The following is a 22,334-nucleotide window of genomic DNA, read 5'->3' as shown; positions in this document are numbered from 1 at the left end:
GCAAAATACCCATGCCCATTTCATGGCTGAATGACAGGGACATTCACACGTATACTCACAACAGTACTTCTTTTTATTAAGGAACCCTACATGTCCATTTGGCAACGGGTCAATTTCACCCATCGCTTTAGTCAATTACCGTCAGCGTTCTATACGTTGGTCGAGCCACAACCCTTGGACAACACTCGCTGGGTCGCTTGGAATGGTGAGTTTGCACAGCAGTTTGGTTTACCAGAAGAGCAAAACGATGAGTTATTGGCGGTTTTTTCTGGGCTAAGTGAATTCGAACAATTTCGTCCTCTTGCGATGAAATATGCAGGCCATCAGTTTGGCGTTTACAACCCAGATTTGGGCGATGGACGTGGATTACTGTTGGCAGAAATTGAGCATCAGGATGGTACTTGGTTTGATCTTCACCTCAAAGGTGCAGGGCTAACGCCTTACTCGCGAATGGGAGATGGGCGAGCGGTATTACGCTCAACTATCCGTGAGTACTTGTGCAGTGAAGCCATGGCGGGCCTTGGGGTTCCCACGACACGTGCTCTCGGTATGATGGTCAGTGATACACCTGTTTATCGAGAAAAAACGGAATCGGGCGCTTTGTTACTTCGAATGGCTGAAACCCATGTTCGATTCGGTCACTTTGAGCATTTCTTTTACACCAACCAGTTAGCGGAGCAGAAGCTGTTGGCGGATAAGGTGATTGAGTGGCACTTTGCTGATTGTGCATCGGCGGAGAAACCATATGCCGCGATGTTTGACGCCATCGTGACTAAAACAGCCGAGATGATCGCATATTGGCAAGCTTTTGGTTTTGCGCATGGTGTGATGAATACCGATAACATGTCAATTCTTGGGCAAACTTTTGATTATGGTCCGTTTGGCTTTCTTGATGATTATGAGCCGGGATACATTTGTAATCATTCAGACTACCAGGGTCGTTACGCATTTGATCAACAGCCTAGAATTGCGCTTTGGAACCTGTCAGCACTGGCGCATGCGCTATCGCCACTCGTTGAACGAGAAGATTTAGAATCGTCGTTGAGTCAATTTGAAGTTCATTTAAGCCAGCAGTTCAGCCGCCTCATGCGTGAGAAGTTGGGCTTAAAAACTAAGATAGCGGAAGACGGGCGTTTGTTTGAAGCTATGTTTGAGCTTCTTCACCAGAACAAAACGGACTACACTCGCTTCTTCAGAACACTTTCAAACCTTGATAATGCGCCTTCCCAAGCCGTAATCGATTTATTTCTCGACCGAGAAGCAGCGCGAGCTTGGCTTGAGCTGTATTTAGCTCGGTGTGAGCTAGAGGTTGATGAACTAGGGGGCCTGATTTCAACCGAACAGCGTTGCAAACAGATGCGTCAAGCCAATCCCAAATACATCTTGCGTAACTACTTGGCTCAGTTGGCGATTGATAAAGCGGAAGAAGGGGACTTTAGCGAATTACACCGATTGTCCGAACTGTTAAAACGCCCATTTGATGAGCAACCCGAGTTTGATGATTACGCGAAATTGCCACCGGAATGGGGGAAGAAAATGGAGATAAGCTGTTCTTCATAAATGGGTCATTTCCCACCCATTTGTATCTTTTTCTTGGGTGGAATTCACTCGTTACACTTCTGATTCATGTTAATGGGCTTTGTTAATTTATTGAAATGAATATAAATTTTAACATGGTCCATTAATTGCTCTTTGTTGAACATCCGTACCCATCGCCTAACACCTAGTTACTCATGGACGGGATGGGATGTGATTCAACAAGGAGAATAATAATGTTTAAGCCTCTAACTCTACTATCTGTCTCTGCACTTGCTGTTACCAGTTTTAATGCTGCCGCAAATTGTGACCCGGGTGAAACGGTCATCAAGTTTAGCCATGTAACGAACGCGGACAAACACCCTAAAGGCATCGCGGCTTCGTTACTTGAAAAGCGCGTCAACGAAGAGATGAACGGTAAAGTCTGTATGCAGGTGTTTCCTAACTCAACACTTTATGATGATGACAAAGTGTTGGAAGCGCTACTGAATGGTGATGTTCAACTCGCTGCTCCTTCTCTTTCTAAGTTTGAGAAATTCACCAAGAAGTACCGCCTTTTCGATCTTCCTTTCTTGTTCGATGATGTCGACGCGGTTGACCGTTTCCAAAACTCGGAAGCGGGTGAAAAGCTGAAAAATTCAATGAAACGTCGTGGCCTACAAGGCATTGCGTTTTGGCATAACGGCATGAAGCAAATGTCAGCCAACAAGCCGCTCATTTCTCCAACTGATGCTGAAGGACTTAAGTTCCGTGTTCAAGCGTCTGATGTACTCGTTGCTCAGTTTGAGCAGCTAGGTGCTAACCCACAAAAAATGTCGTTCAAAGAAGTTTACGGCGGCTTGCAAACTAAGGTTATTGATGGTCAAGAAAATACTTGGTCAAACATTTACGGCAAAAAATTCTTCGAAGTTCAAGATGGCATTACGGAAACGAACCACGGAATTCTGGATTACTTAGTTGTGACGTCAAACGACTTCTGGAAAAACCTACCAGATGATCAGCGCGAGCAGTTAAATACCATTATTCAAGAGGTAACTGCGCAGCGTAATGCTGAGTCAACCAAAGTAAACCTTGCGAATAAGAACAATATCATCGAAGCCGGTGGTGTGGTTCGTACTCTAACGCCAGAACAGCGCCAAGAGTGGGTCACTGCACTTCAACCAGTATGGAAGAAGTTCGAAAAAGACATTGGTTCTGACCTAATCGAAGCCGCTTTGGCGTCTAACCAAAAATAATAACAGCTAGCACATTTAGCCCTCTCAAACTGAGGGGGCTCTTTCCCCCTACAGACGACGTGATGTAATTATGGAACAGACTTTTTTTGCCAAGGCTGGACGAATCACCGATGCCATTGAAGAGACTTTGATTGCTTTCTTCTTGGGTGCCATGACCTTGCTGACCTTTGCCAATGTCATCTTTCGTTATGTCTTTAACGACAATATTCTTTGGGCGCTTGAGCTCACCGTTTTCATGTTCGCATGGATGGTGTTGGTTGGCGCATCTTATGGTGTGAAAAAACACTTTCATATTGGTGTCGATGTCATTATTAACATCGTTCCGGAAGGTAAACGAAAAGCCCTGGCGCTTTTTGCAGCAATGTGTTGCTTAGCCTTCTCTATTTTGCTGTTAATTGGCGCTTGGAACTACTGGTATCCGTTCGCTACCGACCGAGCGTGGTATGAAACGGACGATATTCCGATGCCTGAAATACTCCAGTTCATGGCCGACTGGTTAAATGAGGGAGAGCGTTATGAAAAGCTGCCACGTTTTATTCCTTACTTCGCTTTGCCACTTGGAATGGCGCTACTAACGTTTAGATTTGTTCAAGTCACGTGGCAAATCGCTACTGGTAAGCTCGATCGCTTGATTGCAGGACATGAAGCGGAGGAAGAGCTCGAATCTCTTAAAGCTGAGATGAGTGACGCTGAAGACGTAATGGCTCCAAAGGCCTCGCAAGACGCTAAAAACAAGGAGCAATAAGCCATGGATATCTTATTTCTATTTTTGATGGTAATTGGCTTTATGCTGGTTGGCGTGCCAATTGCTATTTCGCTGGGCCTTTCCAGTGTTCTTTTCCTTTTAATGCATTCGGATGCCTCTTTAGCGTCAGTTGCTCAAACGCTGTTTAATGCATTCGCGGGCCACTACACGCTATTGGCTATTCCATTCTTTATATTGGCTTCAAGCTTTATGTCGACGGGTGGCGTAGCAAAGCGGATCATTCGTTTCGCCATTGCCATTGTAGGCTGGTTCCGCGGCGGTTTGGCGATGGCTTCGGTTGTAGCGTGTATGATGTTTGCCGCGTTGTCAGGTTCCTCACCTGCAACGGTTGTTGCCATAGGTAGTATTGTTATCGCAGGTATGATCAAAAACGGTTACTCAAAAGAGTTTGCCTCTGGGGTAATTTGTAACGCAGGTACGCTAGGGATTTTGATCCCACCTTCGATTGTGATGGTGGTGTATGCAGCCGCAACGGATGTGTCAGTTGGACGTATGTTCCTTGGTGGTGTGATTCCCGGTTTGCTGGCGGGTGTCATGTTGATGATCGCGATTTACATTGCCGCGAGAATCAAGAACCTTCCAAAGCAACCTTTTGTCGGTTGGAAAGAAACTTTTGATGCCGCCAAGGATGCAAGCTGGGGCTTGTTGTTGGTCGTCATCATTCTTGGTGGTATCTATGGCGGTATCTTTACGCCGACAGAAGCCGCTGCGGTTGCTGCTGTGTACTCATTCTTTATTGCTAACTTTGTATACAAAGACATGGGGCCATTTGCAGACAAGAAAAACACTAAACCTGCGCTCGTTAAAATCTTCCAAACCTTTGTTCATAAAGACACGAAACACACCCTGTATGAAGCGGGCAAACTCACCATCATGCTGCTGTTCATCATTGCTAATGCCTTAATTTTGAAGCATGTTTTAACGGAAGAACGCATCCCGCAAATGATCACCGAGTCGATGCTCTCGGCTGGTCTCGGACCCATCACTTTCTTGATTGTGGTGAACGTCTTGTTGCTGATTGGTGGTCAGTTCATGGAGCCATCAGGCTTGTTGATCATTGTTGCGCCGCTCGTGTTCCCAATTGCGATTGCATTAGGTATAGACCCAATTCATTTGGGCATAATGATGGTGGTGAATATGGAGATAGGAATGATAACGCCGCCCGTGGGTCTTAACTTATTTGTGACCGCTGGTGTTGCCAAAATGTCGATGATGAACGTAGTGAAGGCAGCATTACCCTGGGTTGGAGTGATGTTCTTGTTCCTAATTATCGTCACATATGTACCATGGGTATCGACTTGGTTGCCTACTACCTTGATGGGGCCGGAGATCATTACCAAGTAATGGAAGCCAGAAAGTAGAAAGAGGTGTGAGAATTCACACCTCTTCATCTATTGATTTGTAACAAGTTTTGCGCGGGTCTGAATTAATTCGACGTTCATAGTGTCGCCACCTCTTTTTATTTTTACGACGCTCTTCACCGAGTCTTCTCTCTTCTTGATAGCAACCGTCTACGAGCACGGTATCTGTAACAATCGGTATTCTCACTTTTTCGTTCATATCTGTAACAACCATGATAAACCTGTTGTTAAAAATTATGATTCAAGTTGAATATAATGCCAATTATCTGAACGTGTTTTATTTGTAAAGGTCTTTATTTATTTGGTAACGCTGCATCTTGTCGTAAAGGGTTTTTCTTGGCACATTTAATTGGCACATTGTCTGTTTAATACTACCGTTGTTTTCTAATAAAGCGCCTTCAATGGCTGCTCTCTCAAACTCCGCCACTTGCTCTGCAAGGCTTGAGGAAGACTTAGCAACTGGGTTCGATTCTCCCAACTGAATTAACTTACCCAATAGTACAAAACGTTCTGCAGCATTTCTGAGTTCTCGAACATTACCAGGCCAGTCATGGCTCATCAGTTGCGCTAGATCTTGGGGTGACAAACTAGGTGAGCTTTTGCCATAACGTGAAGCTGCTACCAACAGAAAGTGGTGAAAGAGGGCGGGAATGTCTTCTTTTCGTTCGCGTAGTGGCGGGAGATCCAGGGTCACGACATTGAGCCGATAATAGAGGTCCTGACGGAAAGTACCTTCTTCAGCTGCGTGTTTTAAATCGACCTTTGTTGCGGCAATCACTCGAATATCTAAAGGCAATAATTCATTGGAACCGACACGCTCAATCACGCGCTCTTGTAATACCCTCAATAAACGAATTTGGGCTTGGATAGGCATCGACTCGATCTCATCCAAGAAAAGTGTGCCGCCTTGTGCAAACTCAAATTTACCGATACGACGGCTTTCGGCGCCAGTGAATGCGCCTTTTTCATGGCCGTAGAGTTCACTCTCAATTAAGTTCTCTGGAACCGCTCCACAATTTACGGCGACAAAGTTTTGGTTCCGGCGAGAGCTTTGCTCATGTAAAGAACGAGCGATTAACTCTTTCCCTGTACCGGTTTCACCAAACAATAAAATATCGGCGTCGGTATCGGCGATTTGGGTGATGGTCTCTCGTAATATTTGGATGCTAGAGGTTTCACCAATAACTCGTGGACCAAGGGTTTTACTGGCTTTAAGTGACAGGCGCAGTTTTTCATTTTCATTGGTTAGTTTGCGCTTCTCAATCGCCCGCTTAACCGTTTCAACCAAATGCTCTGGCGCAAAAGGTTTCTCAATAAAGTCGTAAGCGCCTTGATGAAGGGCTTGCACTGCCATGGAAATATCACCGTGTCCAGTGATCATGATGACGGGTAAGTTTGCATCGCGTTGAGTCAAAGTTGTTAGCATATCCATACCAGAAATGCCCGGTAAACAGATATCAGTGACCACGACGCCAGCTTCTTCTCCTTGCTGCATCGCTATTAAAGCCGATTCTGCATCCACAAAAAACTTGGCGTCGATATCCGCCAGTTCAAAGGTCTGTTCTATAGCGATTCTGAGATCGGCCTCATCATCAATAAAAAACACCTGACACATGATCTTATCCTTTTGATGGTTCAGTGTTGTAAGAAGTGATAGGTAAACACAATGAGAATCGAGCGCCGCCTTGTTCTCGATTATGGGCACATAATTTTCCATTCATACTGGCTAAGATTTGTTGCGAGATAGAGAGACCCAAACCTAAACCGTTCAGTTTAGTGGTTAGAAACGGCTCACATAAATCAGAAAGTGAGAAAGAGCCAAGTCCTGGGCCATTATCATCAACATGAATCCAAACTAAATCAGTGTGCTCATCGTGTTCTACAGATAATTCTACCTGTTTGTCTTGTTGTTCTTTGAGTGCTTCTATCGCATTAGTCAGTAAATTGACCAACACTTGCTCCAGTTGAATAATATTGATCTGCACTTCAACATCATGCTCTGGCAAATTTGTTTCTAACGTGACGCGCCCTGATTTAAATGCGGGCTTCATCAGTTCTTTTACAGAGGCAATCACAGGGAACAGTCGAGATTGAGCCAACTCGTCACCACTGGTTTTTTTGGCGAAAGAGCGAAGTTGCTGACTGATATTTGCCATACGGTCAGTGAGAGCAGAAATGCGAGTGAGATTATCTTCCACTCGCTCATATTTTTCTTTTTTTAGAAACAGCTTGCCGTTCTCCGAAAAGCTACGAATTGCCGCAAGTGGATTATTCAGTTCATGGCTGATACTGGCCGACATTTGTCCTAACACCGCGAGTTTCGCTGCTTGCACCAATTCGTCTTGAGTAACGCGTAAAGTTTGCTCGGTATCGATACGCTGTGCGATCTCCGCTTGCAACTCGGCAGTCCGTGCCATGACTTGATATTCCAACTTTTGATTTGCTTCTTGTTGAATTCGTTCAAGTTGCAAGTGACGCTGTTGACGGTGATAGATAAGCTGACCAATTAAAAACAAAACCATGAATGCTAGAGTGAGTACAAAGATGTAACCCATGGTGAACCAAACGATCGACTGTTTAGGAGACAGCACACGAATAGTCAGTTTGAGTTCGGGAAGGGGCAGCGAAGAGACCACCAAGGTTCCTTTATTGTATGGGTAACCCTGTTTAAGCTCAGAATGCACCTCGTCCAAACTACCCACTAATCCAAGCGTTTCAATTGGCGCATCAAGATATTGTTGGCTTGCCCAAACTTGCTTTTTCTCTTTTTTTGTCAGTGGCTGTAAGCTTTTGAGTAGCCATTCACTTCGGCTACTCATGAAAACAATTCCGTATGGGTCGCTGGCGACAAAAACACTGTTAGGTTGCTGCCAGTTGTCCTCTATCTTACTTAGGTCCATCTTCACCACGACGACACCAAGTACACCGCCAGCGTATACGATGGGATAAGAATAGTAGTAGCCACGTTTACCAGATGTTGAGCCCAGTGCGTAGTATTGGCTTCTTTTGCCTACAATGGCTTGTTTGAAATAAGGGCGAAATGCAAAATTTCGCCCGATAAAGGAGCGCTCTTTACGCCAGTTGCTGGCGGCGATCGTTGTACCCCATTGATCGATTAAGTAGGTGTCCGCTGCTTCAATCACGCCATTAACGGATTCTAAATACCGATTAGTGATTTCCAGTTGCGCACTGTTGTTGGGGTGCAGAAGCGCTTGATAAAGTGGATCATCTTTAGCGAGAAGATTTGGGATATGGGCGTACTTATCGAGTTTATTTTTTATATGGCCAGAAAATTGCTCCAGCTGTGATTGGTGTTTATCAAGTAGAGATTGATAACTGGTCTGCCAAACCCAATGGCCACCGATAATTGCGGACAGGAAATAGAAAGCAAAAAATGTCAGCAGAATCCGTTTTTTTTGCGACATCCTTACACTCCTTACAACTTCCTTTGGTCACGTAAGAAAATGTTAATAGTTTGTAGGAAGGATTAGGGATTTAGTTTTCAACTCTGTGGAGTAAAACAAGAGCAAGATCTCTTTTTAGGCTTTTCGATAAAAAAACCGGTCGATTCTCTTGAAAAAGTCGCTATTGTCCCCATTCTAGATATGCTGGCGATGCTTAGACGGTGTCTGAATCGCATTTTTGAAGAAAAAATGGGTCAGCATTCGAGAATTTAGCGCAGACAATGTCCACATAGTGGCTATTGGCTCGACAGGGTTGCGACAGATCGCTAGAATGTCGCGTCTAAAAATTCTGTCCTGAGGCTAATAGGAGATACCTTTGGTTATTTTATCGAAGATATCACTGATTAGTCCGGTACTGACAACCAGTATCGATACTCGATTTTAAATTAGGTGTTCGGACAGAACACTACACAAGGATGAAGCGTAAGCTCCTCTGAGTTTCGCTCATACGCTCGGAAAACCGAGCCACTTTAGAGGTTTATATATAATGCAAGTTACTGTTGAAACGCTAGAGGGCCTAGAGCGCCGTCTAAACATTACTGTTCCAGCTGCAAACATCGAAGACGCTGTAACAGCTGAACTACGCAACATCGCTAAAAACCGTCGTTTCGATGGTTTCCGTAAGGGTAAAGTGCCTCTAAAAATGGTTGCTAAGATGTACGGCAAAGCAGTACGTCAAGACGTTCTTGGTGAAGTAATGCAACGCCACTTCATCGAAGCTATCGTTAAAGAGAAAATCAACCCAGCTGGCGCTCCAACTTTCGCTCCTGTAGAGAACAAAGAAGGTTCAGACCTAGTTTTCACTGCAACTTTTGAAGTTTACCCAGAAGTTGAGCTTAAAGGCCTAGAGAGCATCACTGTTGAAAAACCACTAACAGAAGTTAAAGATGCAGACGTAGAAGAGATGATCGATACTCTACGTAAGCAACAAGCAACTTGGGTTGAAGTTGAAGAAGCAGCAGAAGATGGCAAACGCGTAAGCATTGACTTCGTTGGCTCTATCGACGGTGAAGAGTTCGAAGGTGGTAAAGCTGAGAACTTCCCTCTAGAAATGGGTGCTGGTCGCATGATCCCTGGTTTCGAAGACGGTATCGCAGGTAAAACTGCTGGTATGGAATTCGACATCGACGTGACTTTCCCAGAAGATTACCACGCTGAAAACCTAAAAGGTAAAGCAGCTAAGTTCGCAATCAAAGTGAACAAAGTTGAAGCTCGTGAACTACCAGAACTAAACGACGAGTTCGTTGCTAAGTTCGGTGTTGTTGAAGGTGGTGTTGAAGCACTTAAAGCTGAAGTTCGTAAGAACATGGAACGCGAACTTAAGCAAGCTGTTAAGAACCGCATCAAAGAGCAAGCGATTGACGGTCTAGTTGAGCAAAACGACATCAACGTACCATCAGCGCTTATCGAGCAAGAAATCCAAGTTCTACGTCAACAAGCTGCACAACGCTTCGGTGGTAACCCAGAAGCTGCTGCTCAGCTTCCACGTGAACTGTTCGAAGAACAAGCTAAACGTCGCGTAGTTGTTGGTCTTCTACTAGGTGAAGTAATCAAATCTGAAGAGCTAAAAGCGGACGACGAGAAAGTTAAAGCGCTAATCGAAGAAATGGCTACTGCATACGAAGATCCATCAGAAGTTATTGCTTACTACGAGCAAAACGAAGAAATGATGAACAACATGCGCAACGTAGCTCTAGAAGAGCAAGCAATCGACGCGATCATCGCTAAAGCACAGGTTTCTGAGAAAGAAGTAGGCTTCAACGAGCTACTTAACCAACAACAACCTGCTGCTTAATAAGCAATATCTTGCGTAGAAGGTTGACTTAACGTTAACTATTCTGCTAACAATGGTCCGTATGATAGTCATCATCCGGGCCATTTATTTTAGGGACATAAGAATATGAGCTACCAAGAAAAAAATGCAATGTCGCCAATTATGGACGCGCTAGTACCAATGGTGGTTGAACAAACTTCCCGAGGCGAACGTTCTTACGACATCTACTCACGTCTGCTGAAAGAGCGCGTGATTTTTTTAACGGGTCAAGTGGAAGACCACATGGCAAACCTTGTCGTGGCTCAGCTACTTTTCCTAGAATCTGAAAATCCAGATAAAGATATTTTCCTATACATCAACTCACCAGGCGGCAGCGTAACAGCAGGTATGTCTATTTACGACACCATGCAGTTCATTAAGCCAAATGTGAGCACAGTATGTATGGGTCAAGCATGTTCAATGGGTGCCTTCCTGCTTGCAGGTGGTGCGCCAGGTAAGCGTTACGTACTGCCTAACTCTCGTGTAATGATCCACCAACCATTGGGTGGTTTCCAGGGTCAAGCTTCTGATATCCAAATCCATGCTCAGGAAATCCTGACGATTAAACAGAAGCTAAACAAGTTGTTAGCAGAACATACAGGCCAACCTCTTGAAGTCATTGAGCGCGATACTGATCGTGATAACTTCATGTCATCAGAGCAGGCTGTGGAATACGGTATCGTGGATGCAGTGTTAAGCCACCGTGGCGAGTAATTTGCCAGCGCATTTTGGCAAAAATTGATATACACTCATTCATGAAGAGTAAAGGCTAAGAGGTTAGCGAATGACAGATAAAAGCAAAGAAAGTGGCAGCGGTAAATTGCTGTACTGTTCTTTCTGCGGCAAAAGTCAGCACGAAGTTCGCAAGCTAATCGCAGGTCCGTCAGTGTACATTTGCGACGAGTGTGTCGACTTATGTAACGATATTATTCGCGAAGAAATCAAGGATGTTCTCCCTAAGAAAGAATCTGAAGCGTTACCAACGCCAAAACAGATCCGTGAACACCTTGATGACTATGTGATCGGGCAAGATTACGCGAAAAAAGTGCTCGCAGTTGCGGTATATAACCACTACAAGCGTTTACGCAATGGTGATACAACGAGCGAAGGTGTGGAGCTTGGTAAGAGTAACATCCTTCTAATTGGTCCTACAGGTAGCGGTAAAACACTACTTGCGGAGACATTAGCTCGATTCTTGGATGTGCCATTTACAATGGCAGACGCGACGACACTAACCGAAGCCGGTTACGTAGGTGAAGACGTTGAAAACATCATCCAAAAGCTTCTGCAAAAATGTGATTACGATGTAGCTAAAGCGGAACGCGGCATCGTTTACATTGATGAAATTGATAAGATTTCACGCAAAGCTGAAAACCCATCTATTACGCGTGACGTATCTGGTGAAGGTGTTCAGCAGGCGCTACTAAAACTTATCGAAGGTACGGTTGCATCGGTTCCACCTCAAGGTGGTCGTAAGCATCCTCAGCAAGAATTCCTACAAGTGGACACATCTAAGATCCTGTTCATCTGTGGTGGTGCTTTTGCTGGCTTAGACAAAGTGATTGAGCAGCGTGTTGCAACAGGTACAGGTATTGGCTTTGGTGCTGAAGTTCGTTCGAAGAATGAATCGAAGACGGTAGGTGAGCTATTTACTCAAGTTGAACCTGAAGACTTAGTGAAGTACGGCCTCATTCCAGAATTCATTGGTCGTCTACCTGTAACAACAACACTGACTGAGCTTGATGAAGAAGCGTTGATTCAGATCCTATGTGAACCGAAGAACGCACTGACCAAGCAATATGCAGCATTGTTTGAGCTAGAAAACGCTGAACTTGAATTCCGTGAAGATGCGCTGCGCGCTATCGCGAAAAAAGCAATGGAGCGTAAAACAGGTGCTCGTGGCTTACGCTCGATTCTTGAAGGCGTGCTACTTGAAACCATGTACGAATTACCATCTGCAACAGACGTTAGTAAAGTCGTGATTGATGAGTCCGTCATTAATGGCGAGTCAGAGCCACTGCTTATTTACAGTAACGCAGACAATCAGGCAGCTGGAGCAGAGTAAATTCAGCCATAATGAAAAAGGAGGTAAGTAATTACCTCCTTTTTTTATTTCTCTTATTGAATCCAAACAATTAGCCCCCATATACTGCCTTAAGTAATACGTTAAACGTGAAAGCGGAAGAGAGAATTATATGAACTTGGAACGTTCCGAGCGTATCGAGATCCCGGTACTACCTCTACGTGACGTAGTGGTCTACCCACACATGGTTATTCCATTGTTTGTTGGTCGTGAGAAATCGATTAGCTGTCTAGAAACGGCGATGGAAACCAACAAACAAGTTCTTCTTGTGGCACAAAAGCAAGCGGATACTGACGAGCCTACGGTTGACGACCTATTTGACGTAGGTACGGTAGCCACCATTCTCCAGCTCTTGAAGCTTCCGGATGGCACAGTAAAAGTATTGGTCGAAGGCCAGCAGCGAGCAAAAATCAATCACTTTAAAGAGAGTGACTTCTTCCTAGCGGAAGCTGAATTTGTTGTTACGCCAGAATTGGATGAGCGTGAGCAAGAAGTGATTGTTCGCAGCGCGATTAATCAGTTTGAAGGGTTCATTAAGCTAAACAAGAAGATTCCACCAGAAGTGCTAACGTCACTTAATGGTATCGACGAAGCCGCACGCTTAGCGGATACCATTGCGGCTCATATGCCGTTGAAGTTGGTGGATAAGCAGCAAGTGCTTGAAATTGTTGACGTCACTGAGCGTCTGGAATTCCTGATGGGCCAGATGGAATCAGAGATCGACTTGCTGCAAGTTGAAAAACGAATTCGTGGTCGCGTTAAAAAGCAAATGGAAAAATCTCAGCGTGAGTACTATCTGAATGAGCAAATGAAAGCGATTCAGAAAGAACTTGGTGAGATGGAAGACGCACCAGACGAGTTCGAAACGCTACAGAAGAAGATTGACGAATCAAAAATGCCTCAAGAGGCACGTGAAAAGACAGAGCAAGAGCTGCAAAAGCTTAAGATGATGTCTCCAATGTCTGCTGAAGCAACAGTGGTTCGTAGCTACATCGATTGGATGGTCAGCGTTCCTTGGGCTAAGCGCTCAAAAGTTAAGAAAAACTTAGCGAAAGCAGAAGAGGTTCTTAATGAAGATCACTACGGTCTAGAACGCGTCAAAGAACGTATCCTTGAATACCTGGCGGTTCAAAACCGTATCAACAAGCTAAAAGGTCCTATCCTTTGTCTTGTTGGTCCTCCTGGTGTCGGTAAAACATCTCTTGGTCGTTCAATTGCTTCAGCTACAGGCCGTAAGTATGTTCGTATGGCGTTGGGTGGTGTGCGTGATGAAGCGGAAATTCGTGGTCATCGTCGTACTTATATCGGCTCATTACCAGGTAAATTGATCCAGAAGATGTCGAAGGTTGGTGTGAAGAACCCGCTGTTCTTATTGGATGAAATCGACAAAATGTCTTCAGATATGCGTGGTGATCCGGCATCGGCTCTACTAGAGGTTCTGGATCCTGAGCAGAATAACTCGTTCAACGATCACTACCTAGAAGTGGATTACGATCTTTCTGACGTTATGTTTGTTGCGACATCGAACTCGATGAACATCCCGGGTCCGTTGTTAGACCGTATGGAAGTTATTCGTTTATCTGGTTACACCGAAGACGAGAAGCTGAACATTGCAAAACGTCACCTTGTTGATAAACAGGTGAAGCGTAATGGCTTGAAAGCGGATGAGATCGTCATTGAAGATTCTGCGATTATTGGCATCATTCGTTACTACACGCGTGAAGCGGGTGTCCGTAACTTAGAGCGTGAGATTTCTAAGATCTGCCGTAAAGCGGTGAAGAACATCTTGCTGGATAAGGACATCAAGTCAGTAACGGTGACGATGGACAACCTAAAAGAGTACTTAGGTGTTCAACGTTTCGATTACGGTAAAGCGGATGAAAGTAACCGAATTGGTCAAGTAACTGGCCTAGCTTGGACAGAAGTGGGTGGCGATCTATTAACGATTGAAACTCAATCAATGCCAGGTAAAGGTAAGCTGACACAAACGGGTTCTCTTGGTGATGTGATGCAAGAGTCTATCCAAGCAGCAATGACAGTGGTTCGCTCTCGTGCAGAAAAGCTAGGTATCAATACTGACTTCTACGAGAAGAAAGATATTCACGTACACGTACCGGAAGGCGCGACACCAAAAGATGGCCCAAGTGCGGGTACAGCAATGTGTACGGCATTGGTTTCTTCTCTGACAGGCAACCCTGTGAAAGCAGAAGTAGCGATGACGGGTGAAATCACACTGCGTGGTGAGGTTCTACCTATCGGCGGCCTAAAAGAGAAGTTACTTGCGGCACACCGTGGTGGCATTAAGACAGTGCTAATTCCAAAAGATAACGAGCGTGATTTGGAAGAGATTCCTGATAATGTTATCGCTGATCTGGAAGTTATCCCTGTACAGTGGATTGATGAAGTACTGAAAGTCGCACTAGAGCGAGACCCGACGGGCGTTGAGTTTGAGTCTCAAAAATAGTGATGTGTAGCAAAAATAAGTAAAAGTTTACGCTGATAAGCCCAAAAAGGCTTGTCAGCGTTTTTTTTGGGCGCTAAGTTAGTTTCGATAGCTGCCAGCCCTTGATGAATAAGGGGTGGAGCATATTTTCTTAACAATGGAACGAAAGTCATCACAAAAATAATCACAGATGACACAAAGGGGAAATTACAGTGAATAAAACTCAGTTAGTAGAACAAATCGCAGAAAATGCAGATATTTCTAAAGCGTCAGCGGGTCGTGCTCTAGATGCATTCATCGAAGCAGTAAGCGGAACTCTTCAATCTGGTGATCAAGTCGCTCTAGTTGGCTTTGGTACATTCAGCGTTCGTACTCGTGCTGCACGTACTGGTCGTAACCCAAAAACTGGTGAAGAAATCCAAATCGCAGAAGCAAAAGTACCAGCTTTCAAAGCTGGTAAAGCACTGAAAGACGCTTGTAATTAATCACGGCGTTATTTCTGTAACCGGCCATTTGCTTAACTTTTGCTCAAACAATAAGTTTCGAACAAAAATTTACAAACTTCGAGCCGAACTTTCTTAAATTATGCGCATCATACTGATGCGCATTTCTTTTTCTGATATTATTGCGCCATTATTTCTATTAGATAGAAGCAGTAGGCTTCAATTGTGGAGAGCAGTTAAATTATGATGGATCGACTACGCGAAGGCGTGAATAGCATCGCGGTCAAAATTATCCTTGGACTTATCATCCTGTCTTTCGTATTTGCAGGTGTAGGTAGCTACATCGTTGGTGGTAGCAACAACTCTGCAGCGAAAGTCGGTAACACTGAGATTCCTCGTGGTGAGTTCGAGATGGCATACCAAAATGAGCGTAACCGTATGCAAGCTCAGTTGGGTGACTACTTCTCTCAAATGCTGGCTGACCCTGCATATGTTGAATCTTTCCGCAAATCCGTTTTAGATCGAATGATCAATGACGTGTTGCTTGACCAACAAGCTGAAGCTTTAGGTCTGCGAATCAGCGACACTCAAGTGCGTAGCATGATTCTAGACATGCCTCAGTTCCAATCTAATGGTCAGTTTGATCAAGAGATCTATCAAGCTTCTTTGCGTCGTGCAGGCTTTTCGCCAGACTCTTTTGCTGAGTACATGCGTCGTGAATTGGTTCGTGAGCAACTGCTGAATGCGCTACAAAACAGTGAATTTATTCTGCCGGGTGAAGTACAAGCAGAAGGCAAGCTGTTCACTCAAACTCGTGATATTCGCACGATTCAGATCGACTTAGCGGAGTTTGCGAAAAATATTGAATTGACCGACGAAGAAATTCAAGAGTACTACAAAGCAAACCCAGACAACTTTACACGTCCAGAGCAGGTTAAAGTCTCTTACATCGAACTGTCAGCTGAAGCGCTAAAGGAACAAGTTAATGTTTCTGATGCTGAGGTGAAAAAGTACTACGACGAGCACTTAAACAAATACTCTTCAGAAGAGCAACGCCGTGTCGCTCACATTCTTGTAGAAGGGGACGATGAAGCAAAAGCGCAAGCTATCCTAGATGAGCTAAACGCGGGTGCAGATTTTGCGACGCTTGCTCAAGAGAAATCTGACGATTTTGGCAGCGCTGAAAACGGTGGTGACTTAGGTTGGATCGAGCGTGATGTGATGGACCCTGCTTTTGAAGAAGCGGCATTCGCACTGAAGAATCCTGGCGATACGTCAGGTCTAGTAAAGTCGGACTTTGGCTATCACATTATCAAGCTTGAAGAGCTAAAAGATTCTGTGGCGAAGCCATTTGAAGAAGTCGCTGCTGAAATCAAACAAGAGATGGTTGACCAACAAGCTATCGATCAATTCTACGAGTTGCAAAATGAGCTTGAGCGCGTAGCGTTTGAATACCCAGACTCATTGTATGATGCTTCTCAAGCGGTTAACCAAGAAGTGAAGACAACGGACTTTATTTCTCAGGTTGATGCACCTGAAGTGCTTCGTAGCCCTGCGGTAATGCAAGCTATCCTAAGCCCTGAAGTTAAAGAAGATGGCCTAAACTCTGAAGCTATCGAAGTTGCGCCTGAGCATATTATCGTTGTTCGTGTTGAAGATGCGCGTGACGAGACAGTTCTTCCACTAGAAGAAATGAAAGATCAGGTTGTTGCAGAGCTATCTCGTGTTAAAGGTGAGCAAGAAGCGATGGAGCTTGGAACACAAGTCGTTGCGGCATTGAAAGAAGGTAAGACGAACGTGCTTGCTGAAAACAATCTTGCCTTTGGTGAACAAGAGACAGTAGATCGTCGTTCTCCGTTGGCAACAACGGTATTCGCGATGGCAAAACCAGTCGATGGTAAACCAGTATACGGTCAGTCTAAAGATCTTGAAGGTAACATCATTATCATCGAGCTTGATGCTGTAAACGCAGAGCTAGATAGTGAGTTAGAAGATCAAGTTGCGATGCAAATGCAGCGTGCATCTTCTCAGCAAGACTTATCATCTGTACTAGCCGTACTGCGTGCAAATACTGACATTGAGTACTTTGTTGTGAGCAACTAAGCACAATTAGTGTAATTTGTATGTTGAATAAAACGGACCGCATAAGCGGTCCGTTTTATTTTTGTCTTTATGAACTTCAATCATCAATAGGCATTACTTAAATTAGTGCGCGTTTAAGTGATAGCGGCCGTTGTGAATTCCGGGTCATCTCAGTTTGTTAAATGCATAACCATATTGCTTTCCATTGCAAACTTGATAGTGACTCGCTCTCGATGACTGTTTTTAGCCTACTATTTTGGAGATTGTATGTTCAATATGAAATGGATTTTGACATTGTGCTTATTTGTTTTTGCACCTTTTAGCATGGCTGCGGATTCAGCCACTGACAAATATGAAGGAATTGAAATTACTGTAAATATCAACACGGCCACTGCTGAAGAAATTGCGACCATGTTGAAAGGTATAGGTGAGAAGAAAGCGCAGAGTATAGTGGACTACCGCGAGGAACATGGCCCTTTTAAAACGGCAGCAGATTTGAAGAGCGTAAAAGGCATTGGTGAAGCGACAGTTAAGAAAAACGAAGACCGCATTTTACTGTAGCTTGATGTATTGCAGATATTGAGTTTGAATTCAGAACAATATCTGCTTCCCTATTACTGCTTTCCCGAACCAGCACCTCTTTCGTGGTTCGGGATTTTTTATCCGAATAAACGACGGCGAAGGCCTTTTTCCAGTAAAGCCATTACTAACCCACCGAGTGCGCCAAACATATGAGCATCAATAGCAACGTTTGCACCGATAAGCTCAGCAGTACTGCTTGATGGGCCATAGACCTGCTCCCATGCTACTTTGGCGATTAGCCCTCCGACTAACAACACACTGCTTCTTCTACTTTCAAAGACTTCTCTGAGCGCCCAAAATCCAAACAATCCGTGTAATACGCCGGATAAACCCACGTACACCGACATGTTGGTAAACAAATTCAGCGCACCAACACATGCACATAAGATTGAAAAAACGATAAGGAAGTTACGAGTGCTTGGGCGAAAAATAAAAGTAATGATCCACAATCCGGCGAGGTTCATTCCTAAGTGCGCAAAGTTGGTATGTGTGAGATTTCCTGTTACGATTCGCCACCATTCACCATGGCGTATATTGTAGCTGTGCCACTCGGTTAGGCTTGCCATTGGTTCAAATTGAAGTATCAAACAGATCACGCTGATAATACTCAGCAAGGTATAAAGGTTCACTCTATGTCTCGTTATTGTTCTCGTTGTGGAAAATCGCAAAAAGCGTGTATTTGCCAATGGATTGTACCGCTGGCAAGCGAGGTAGAACTTATCATTCTTCAGCACACGAGTGAAGAACATCGTCCGCTTGGTACGGCACGGATTCTCAATTTGAGTTTAGATAACTGTATTTGTTTGATAGGAGAGGACTTTTCTTGTGATGATGTCTTAAATCACTTATTAGCGGATGAGTCATATCAACATTTTGTTCTTTACCCATCAGAAGGGTCACGATGCATTTCTGAAATCACTCAAGCGAGTCATAGTGTATCTAAGAAAATACGTTTGATTTTGCTCGATGGTACGTGGAAAAAAGCGTACAAAATGTGGCAACTCTCAAGCAACTTACATCCACTCCCAACCGTGCAGTTGCCTAAGCAACTACAAGGGCACTACACCATTCGTAAGGCGCCCTCTGAGAATAGCTTATCGACAGTCGAGGCAGGTTATCATTCGCTTCGCTTGCTTGAACCCGAGCGAGACTTTACACCGCTTATGCATGCCTTTGAAAATATGATCGAATTCCAAATCGCCCAGATGCCTCCGGGCGTTTTTGAAAAGAATTATTTGAAAGGTTGAGTGTTACTAAAGAACGATGGAAGAGAAAAGTTGGCGGTGTAGCTTTTGTGCGTGACCATCGGTCATTGCAGAAATGTAATCGGCGATGACCCTCATCTTATTGCTTTCGCTCTTCGCCTGACACCACAGCTCTTTTGTATGAACGGGTAGTAAGCGCTCTGGGTCTGCTGTTAACGCTTCAAAAATATCCATAATAATTTGCTGACCCTTATACTCAACGATCTGGACCTGCGGGACTTGGATAACGAAGGTGCTGACAAAGTGCTTGAGTACGTCAAGTGCACGTGCCATCTGTGGTTCTAAACACGCATTCCAAGAAAGTAAAGGGTTATTAAACGGCTCATCCACCGTTTTGATTGAAATGCTGGTCAGTAGCGCGTTAACCATACCACCGATGGCATCTTTCCGCTCATGGTGCTTACCGCTAAATAGCATCTGTCCGATGGAATCGATATGAGCTTCAAACCACGGGTCGCCACAGTCCGCTAATTGACTTGCTGCGCCTTCTTGCCATTGCTGACGTGTCACCATACCAAGTACGATTGCATCTTCTAAATCATGAACACCGTAGGCGATATCATCTGCTAGCTCCATGATTGAGCAGTCGATTGATTTAAAACGCGTTTTACTGTGCTCAAACTCCGATTCTGGCGTTGAACGCATCAGACTAAGCAATGCCTTGTCGTTGTCAGAAAGCGGTGCAATTACCCAATCAAATAAGTCTTTATCACAATCATAAATGCCTTTAGCTGGGCTCCAATCTTTTGCTTTTAGTTTACGTTGATGCTCGGCTGGTTGAGGCAACTTGACGGAGCGTGTTTGACTAATGAGGGCAGGGTACTTAATCAAACCAAACAGCGTGCGGCGTGATAAATTCATTCCGAAATGCTCGGTATAAGGCTCTAACTTAGTGACGATACGAAAGGTTTGGGCGTTCCCCTCGAAGCCGCCATGTTCGCGCATTACGTAGTTTAGAGCGACTTCTCCCCCATGACCGTATGGAGGATGCCCGATGTCGTGAGCCAAACATAATGAATCAATTAAGCTGTCTGATGGTAATAGTTCACGGAACTCTGGTTGTTTTTTCTTTAACTGGGCGACGATACCGGTCCCGAGTTGCGACGCTTCTAAGGAGTGTGTTAACCGACTGCGGTGAAAGTCTTCCAAGCTATTGCCGTGTACTTGGGTTTTTGCTTGTAGGCGTCGAAATGCAGCCGAGTGAAGAATGCGTGCTCGGTCTCGTTGGTACGGGCTCCGATGGTCGTCTCGACGGATTTTATGCTCATCATCATGGCGCTCTTGCCATTGCGGGTGTAATTCAAACGACACGATTATCTCCGTAAGCTAACTGATTTCATCTAACGATAATTCGAAACTTGGGGCAAAGGTATTGAGAAAGTAATCCATTTCAGGCGTTTTGCGTTCTTGCAAAGTGACGTCTAAGCGTTTTTTTGCCAGAGCGAACTCATGGTTACCGGCGCTTAGTTCTTCAAGACATTTTAAATAGGCACAGATGGAATCGGCTTGCTTAACGATTTTTGCGTCCTCTTCGTGTGCAGAGTGAGAAAGAAGATAGGGAGCAAAATCATCTTGGAACTCTTCCGGTAACATTGAGAGTAATTTTTGCTCCGCTGCTGATTCTATCTTCTTATATTCTTTGGCAATTTCAGGGTTGTAATACTTCACTGGAGTCGGAAGATCACCCGTTAATACTTCACTGGAGTCATGGTACATGGCAAGAATCGCGATGCGCTCTGGATTAAGGTTACCGCCGAACTTTTTGTTTTTAATTAGGGCAAGGGCATGAGCGACAAAAGCAACTTGTAAGCTATGCTCTGAAACGTTTTCTGGTGAGACGGACCGCATTAAAGGCCAGCGTTGGATCAGCTTCATTCGAGCCAGGTGGGCGAAAAAATGGCTTTCTTTCATGGCTTTCTCCGTTTCTGGTGTAAAAAAGGAACTCACTAGGAGTTCCTCTAAGCATATGAGAGATCAGCACTAATTACTACCAGTGATTCATTACTGGCTGTAGGTTGATAGGAATCTTTCAAAACGTCCAATGGCGATTTCTAGATCTTCAACGTGCGGTAGTGTCACGATGCGGAAGTGGTCTGGTTTTGGCCAGTTAAAACCAGAACCTTGCACCAGTAAGACCTTCTCTTGTTTTAAGAAATCTAAAACCATCTGCTGATCGTTCTTGATGTTGTACATTTTAGTGTCGATTTTCGGGAAGAGGTACATCGCACCCTTAGGTTTGACACAAGAAACACCAGGAATTTGATTGATCAGTTCATACGCTCGGTTGCGCTGCTCTAATAAGCGTCCGCCAGGTAAAATCAGTTCATTGATACTCTGGTACCCACCTAACGCGGTTTGAATGGCATGTTGCATTGGTACGTTTGCACATAAACGCATCGATGAAAGCAGCTCCAAGCCATTCACGTACCCTTGAGCCAGATGTTTAGGCCCCGTTAGGAACATCCAGCCACCACGGAAACCACAAACACGGTAGGCTTTTGAAAGGCCATTGAATGTCATGACTAGCACGTCTTCAGTGAGTGTGGCGACTGAGGTATGTGTTGCACCGTCGTACAACACTTTGTCGTAGATCTCATCTGCGAAAATGATCAGTTTGTGCTGGCGTGCTATCTCAATGACTTCAAGTAGGAAGTCACGGCTGTATACCGCACCTGTCGGGTTGTTCGGGTTGATCAGAACAATGCCACGTGTCTTTGGTGTGATTTTCTTTTTGATGTCTTCAAGGTCTGGGTACCAGTCAGCCTCTTCATCACATAGATAATGAACCGGCTTACCACCAGATAGTGCAACTGAAGCTGTCCATAACGGATAGTCTGGTGCTGGGATCAGCATTTCGTCGCCATTGTTTAATAGCGCTTGCATGGCCATTACGATCAACTCAGACACGCCGTTACCTACATACACATCTTCGACATCTAGCGAGCGTATACCTTTACGCTGATAGTGTTGGACCACTGCTTTACGAGCAGAGTAAATACCTTTGGAATCACAATAGCCTTGAGAAGTCGGCAGATTACGAATCACGTCGACTAAAATCTCATCAGGGGCGTCAAAACCAAATGGGGCAGGGTTACCAATGTTTAGCTTTAGGATTTTATGCCCTTCTTCCTCCATGCGCTTAGCATGTTTGAGTACAGGACCCCTAATGTCGTAGCAGACATTGTCGAGTTTTGACGACATCCCGATATTTTGCATTGTTTAATTCCTAAAAATTCGTTAATTTCTTTATTAAAATACAAT

The 22,334-nt window shown here is 44.6% G+C and carries 19 protein-coding genes and 1 pseudogene; 13 read left to right on the top strand and 7 right to left on the bottom strand.

Translation table 11 applies throughout. From position 1 onward, the window contains the following. Window positions 1-90: 90 nt before the first annotated feature. From J4N43_RS11160 to J4N43_RS11145, 4 genes are all read left to right on the top strand, one after another. Window positions 91-1,560: a protein adenylyltransferase SelO gene (locus tag J4N43_RS11160; RefSeq protein ID WP_053350463.1), complete on the top strand. Its 1,470-nt coding sequence runs from the start codon at window positions 91-93 to the stop codon at window positions 1,558-1,560. Between the two features lie 212 nt (window positions 1,561-1,772). Beyond that, window positions 1,773-2,771, top strand: coding sequence for a TRAP transporter substrate-binding protein (locus tag J4N43_RS11155; protein WP_017634784.1), 999 nt, complete (start codon window positions 1,773-1,775; stop codon window positions 2,769-2,771). Window positions 2,772-2,841: 70 nt separating this feature from the next. Next, window positions 2,842-3,516, top strand: a complete 675-nt coding sequence (locus J4N43_RS11150; protein WP_005384308.1) for a TRAP transporter small permease — start codon at window positions 2,842-2,844, stop codon at window positions 3,514-3,516. 3 nt (window positions 3,517-3,519) lie between these two features. Then, the gene (locus J4N43_RS11145) at window positions 3,520-4,881 is read left to right on the top strand and encodes a TRAP transporter large permease (protein WP_005382255.1); all 1,362 of its coding nucleotides are present in this window, start codon (window positions 3,520-3,522) and stop codon (window positions 4,879-4,881) included. Between the two features lie 33 nt (window positions 4,882-4,914). On the opposite strand, the gene J4N43_RS11140 is transcribed toward J4N43_RS11145, so the two are convergent. From J4N43_RS11140 to J4N43_RS11130, 3 genes are all read right to left on the bottom strand, one after another. Then, window positions 4,915-5,097 (bottom strand): hypothetical protein, encoded by a 183-nt coding sequence (locus J4N43_RS11140; protein WP_080276915.1) that lies wholly within the window; start codon window positions 5,095-5,097, stop codon window positions 4,915-4,917. 78 nt (window positions 5,098-5,175) lie between these two features. After that, on the bottom strand, window positions 5,176-6,513 hold the full coding sequence (locus J4N43_RS11135) for a sigma-54-dependent transcriptional regulator (RefSeq protein WP_005382254.1): 1,338 nt from the start codon (window positions 6,511-6,513) through the stop codon (window positions 5,176-5,178). A gap of 4 nt (window positions 6,514-6,517) precedes the next feature. Beyond that, the gene (locus J4N43_RS11130) at window positions 6,518-8,323 is read right to left on the bottom strand and encodes a sensor histidine kinase (RefSeq protein ID WP_053350464.1); all 1,806 of its coding nucleotides are present in this window, start codon (window positions 8,321-8,323) and stop codon (window positions 6,518-6,520) included. A 39-nt stretch (window positions 8,324-8,362) separates the two neighbouring features. Between J4N43_RS11130 and J4N43_RS11125 the strand changes: the two are divergent. From J4N43_RS11125 to J4N43_RS11090, 8 genes and pseudogenes are all read left to right on the top strand, one after another. Continuing rightward, window positions 8,363-8,575, top strand: a pseudogene (locus J4N43_RS11125) (hypothetical protein). A 274-nt stretch (window positions 8,576-8,849) separates the two neighbouring features. Next, window positions 8,850-10,157, top strand: coding sequence for a trigger factor (gene tig / locus J4N43_RS11120; RefSeq protein WP_005382251.1), 1,308 nt, complete (start codon window positions 8,850-8,852; stop codon window positions 10,155-10,157). A 105-nt stretch (window positions 10,158-10,262) separates the two neighbouring features. Continuing rightward, window positions 10,263-10,889, top strand: coding sequence for an ATP-dependent Clp endopeptidase proteolytic subunit ClpP (gene clpP / locus J4N43_RS11115; RefSeq protein WP_005382347.1), 627 nt, complete (start codon window positions 10,263-10,265; stop codon window positions 10,887-10,889). Window positions 10,890-10,959: 70 nt separating this feature from the next. After that, a complete protein-coding gene (gene clpX, locus J4N43_RS11110) occupies window positions 10,960-12,240 on the top strand; it encodes an ATP-dependent protease ATP-binding subunit ClpX (RefSeq protein ID WP_005382345.1) in 1,281 nt (426 codons plus the stop codon). A 130-nt stretch (window positions 12,241-12,370) separates the two neighbouring features. Continuing rightward, window positions 12,371-14,722, top strand: coding sequence for an endopeptidase La (gene lon / locus J4N43_RS11105; RefSeq protein WP_005382343.1), 2,352 nt, complete (start codon window positions 12,371-12,373; stop codon window positions 14,720-14,722). A 191-nt stretch (window positions 14,723-14,913) separates the two neighbouring features. Continuing rightward, window positions 14,914-15,186, top strand: coding sequence for a non-specific DNA-binding protein Hbs (hbs, locus tag J4N43_RS11100; RefSeq protein WP_005382341.1), 273 nt, complete (start codon window positions 14,914-14,916; stop codon window positions 15,184-15,186). A 201-nt stretch (window positions 15,187-15,387) separates the two neighbouring features. Then, entirely contained in the window at window positions 15,388-17,247 is a 1,860-nt protein-coding gene (gene ppiD, locus J4N43_RS11095; protein ID WP_054575200.1) for a peptidylprolyl isomerase, read from the top strand. A 255-nt stretch (window positions 17,248-17,502) separates the two neighbouring features. Then, the gene (locus J4N43_RS11090) at window positions 17,503-17,787 is read left to right on the top strand and encodes a ComEA family DNA-binding protein (RefSeq protein WP_031777211.1); all 285 of its coding nucleotides are present in this window, start codon (window positions 17,503-17,505) and stop codon (window positions 17,785-17,787) included. 98 nt (window positions 17,788-17,885) lie between these two features. On the opposite strand, the gene rrtA is transcribed toward J4N43_RS11090, so the two are convergent. Further along, window positions 17,886-18,437, bottom strand: coding sequence for a rhombosortase (gene rrtA / locus J4N43_RS11085; protein ID WP_005382331.1), 552 nt, complete (start codon window positions 18,435-18,437; stop codon window positions 17,886-17,888). Between the two features lie 3 nt (window positions 18,438-18,440). On the opposite strand from rrtA, the gene J4N43_RS11080 reads away from it, so the two are divergent. Beyond that, window positions 18,441-19,055 (top strand): tRNA-uridine aminocarboxypropyltransferase, encoded by a 615-nt coding sequence (locus J4N43_RS11080; RefSeq protein ID WP_054575199.1) that lies wholly within the window; start codon window positions 18,441-18,443, stop codon window positions 19,053-19,055. Window positions 19,056-19,061: 6 nt separating this feature from the next. Here J4N43_RS11080 and J4N43_RS11075 read toward each other — a convergent pair whose 3' ends face one another. The 3 genes from J4N43_RS11075 to J4N43_RS11065 all read right to left on the bottom strand — a co-directional run bounded on the left by J4N43_RS11075 (window position 19,062) and on the right by J4N43_RS11065 (window position 22,289). Then, window positions 19,062-20,384 carry an anti-phage deoxyguanosine triphosphatase gene (locus J4N43_RS11075; protein ID WP_062730722.1) on the bottom strand — a complete coding sequence of 441 codons (1,323 nt, stop codon included), beginning with the start codon at window positions 20,382-20,384 and terminating at the stop codon, window positions 19,062-19,064. Window positions 20,385-20,399: 15 nt separating this feature from the next. Then, entirely contained in the window at window positions 20,400-20,984 is a 585-nt protein-coding gene (gene yfbR, locus J4N43_RS11070) for a 5'-deoxynucleotidase (protein ID WP_062730721.1), read from the bottom strand. Between the two features lie 90 nt (window positions 20,985-21,074). Next, a complete protein-coding gene (locus tag J4N43_RS11065; RefSeq protein ID WP_005384283.1) occupies window positions 21,075-22,289 on the bottom strand; it encodes a pyridoxal phosphate-dependent aminotransferase in 1,215 nt (404 codons plus the stop codon). Window positions 22,290-22,334 lie beyond the last annotated feature (45 nt).

The sequence above is a fragment of the Vibrio sp. SCSIO 43009 genome (assembly GCF_023716525.1).
GTDB lineage: Bacteria > Pseudomonadota > Gammaproteobacteria > Enterobacterales > Vibrionaceae > Vibrio > Vibrio alginolyticus.
This window is presented reverse-complemented; position numbering and strand designations above follow the sequence as displayed.

Bases quoted from the DNA above. Each gene is read 5' to 3' on its own strand.
- lon (WP_005382343.1), top strand. From the start codon at position 12,371: ATGAACTTGGAACGTTCCGAGCGTATCGAGATCCCGGTACTACCTCTA.
- J4N43_RS11065 (WP_005384283.1), bottom strand. From the start codon at position 22,289: ATGCAAAATATCGGGATGTCGTCAAAACTCGACAATGTCTGCTACGAC.
- yfbR (WP_062730721.1), bottom strand. From the start codon at position 20,984: ATGAAAGAAAGCCATTTTTTCGCCCACCTGGCTCGAATGAAGCTGATC.
- J4N43_RS11080 (WP_054575199.1), top strand. From the start codon at position 18,441: ATGTCTCGTTATTGTTCTCGTTGTGGAAAATCGCAAAAAGCGTGTATT.
- clpX (WP_005382345.1), top strand. From the start codon at position 10,960: ATGACAGATAAAAGCAAAGAAAGTGGCAGCGGTAAATTGCTGTACTGT.
- J4N43_RS11160 (WP_053350463.1), top strand. From the start codon at position 91: ATGTCCATTTGGCAACGGGTCAATTTCACCCATCGCTTTAGTCAATTA.
- J4N43_RS11145 (WP_005382255.1), top strand. From the start codon at position 3,520: ATGGATATCTTATTTCTATTTTTGATGGTAATTGGCTTTATGCTGGTT.
- clpP (WP_005382347.1), top strand. From the start codon at position 10,263: ATGAGCTACCAAGAAAAAAATGCAATGTCGCCAATTATGGACGCGCTA.
- J4N43_RS11140 (WP_080276915.1), bottom strand. From the start codon at position 5,097: ATGAACGAAAAAGTGAGAATACCGATTGTTACAGATACCGTGCTCGTA.
- J4N43_RS11150 (WP_005384308.1), top strand. From the start codon at position 2,842: ATGGAACAGACTTTTTTTGCCAAGGCTGGACGAATCACCGATGCCATT.
- J4N43_RS11130 (WP_053350464.1), bottom strand. From the start codon at position 8,323: ATGTCGCAAAAAAAACGGATTCTGCTGACATTTTTTGCTTTCTATTTC.
- tig (WP_005382251.1), top strand. From the start codon at position 8,850: ATGCAAGTTACTGTTGAAACGCTAGAGGGCCTAGAGCGCCGTCTAAAC.
- J4N43_RS11135 (WP_005382254.1), bottom strand. From the start codon at position 6,513: ATGTGTCAGGTGTTTTTTATTGATGATGAGGCCGATCTCAGAATCGCT.
- J4N43_RS11155 (WP_017634784.1), top strand. From the start codon at position 1,773: ATGTTTAAGCCTCTAACTCTACTATCTGTCTCTGCACTTGCTGTTACC.
- ppiD (WP_054575200.1), top strand. From the start codon at position 15,388: ATGATGGATCGACTACGCGAAGGCGTGAATAGCATCGCGGTCAAAATT.
- J4N43_RS11090 (WP_031777211.1), top strand. From the start codon at position 17,503: ATGAAATGGATTTTGACATTGTGCTTATTTGTTTTTGCACCTTTTAGC.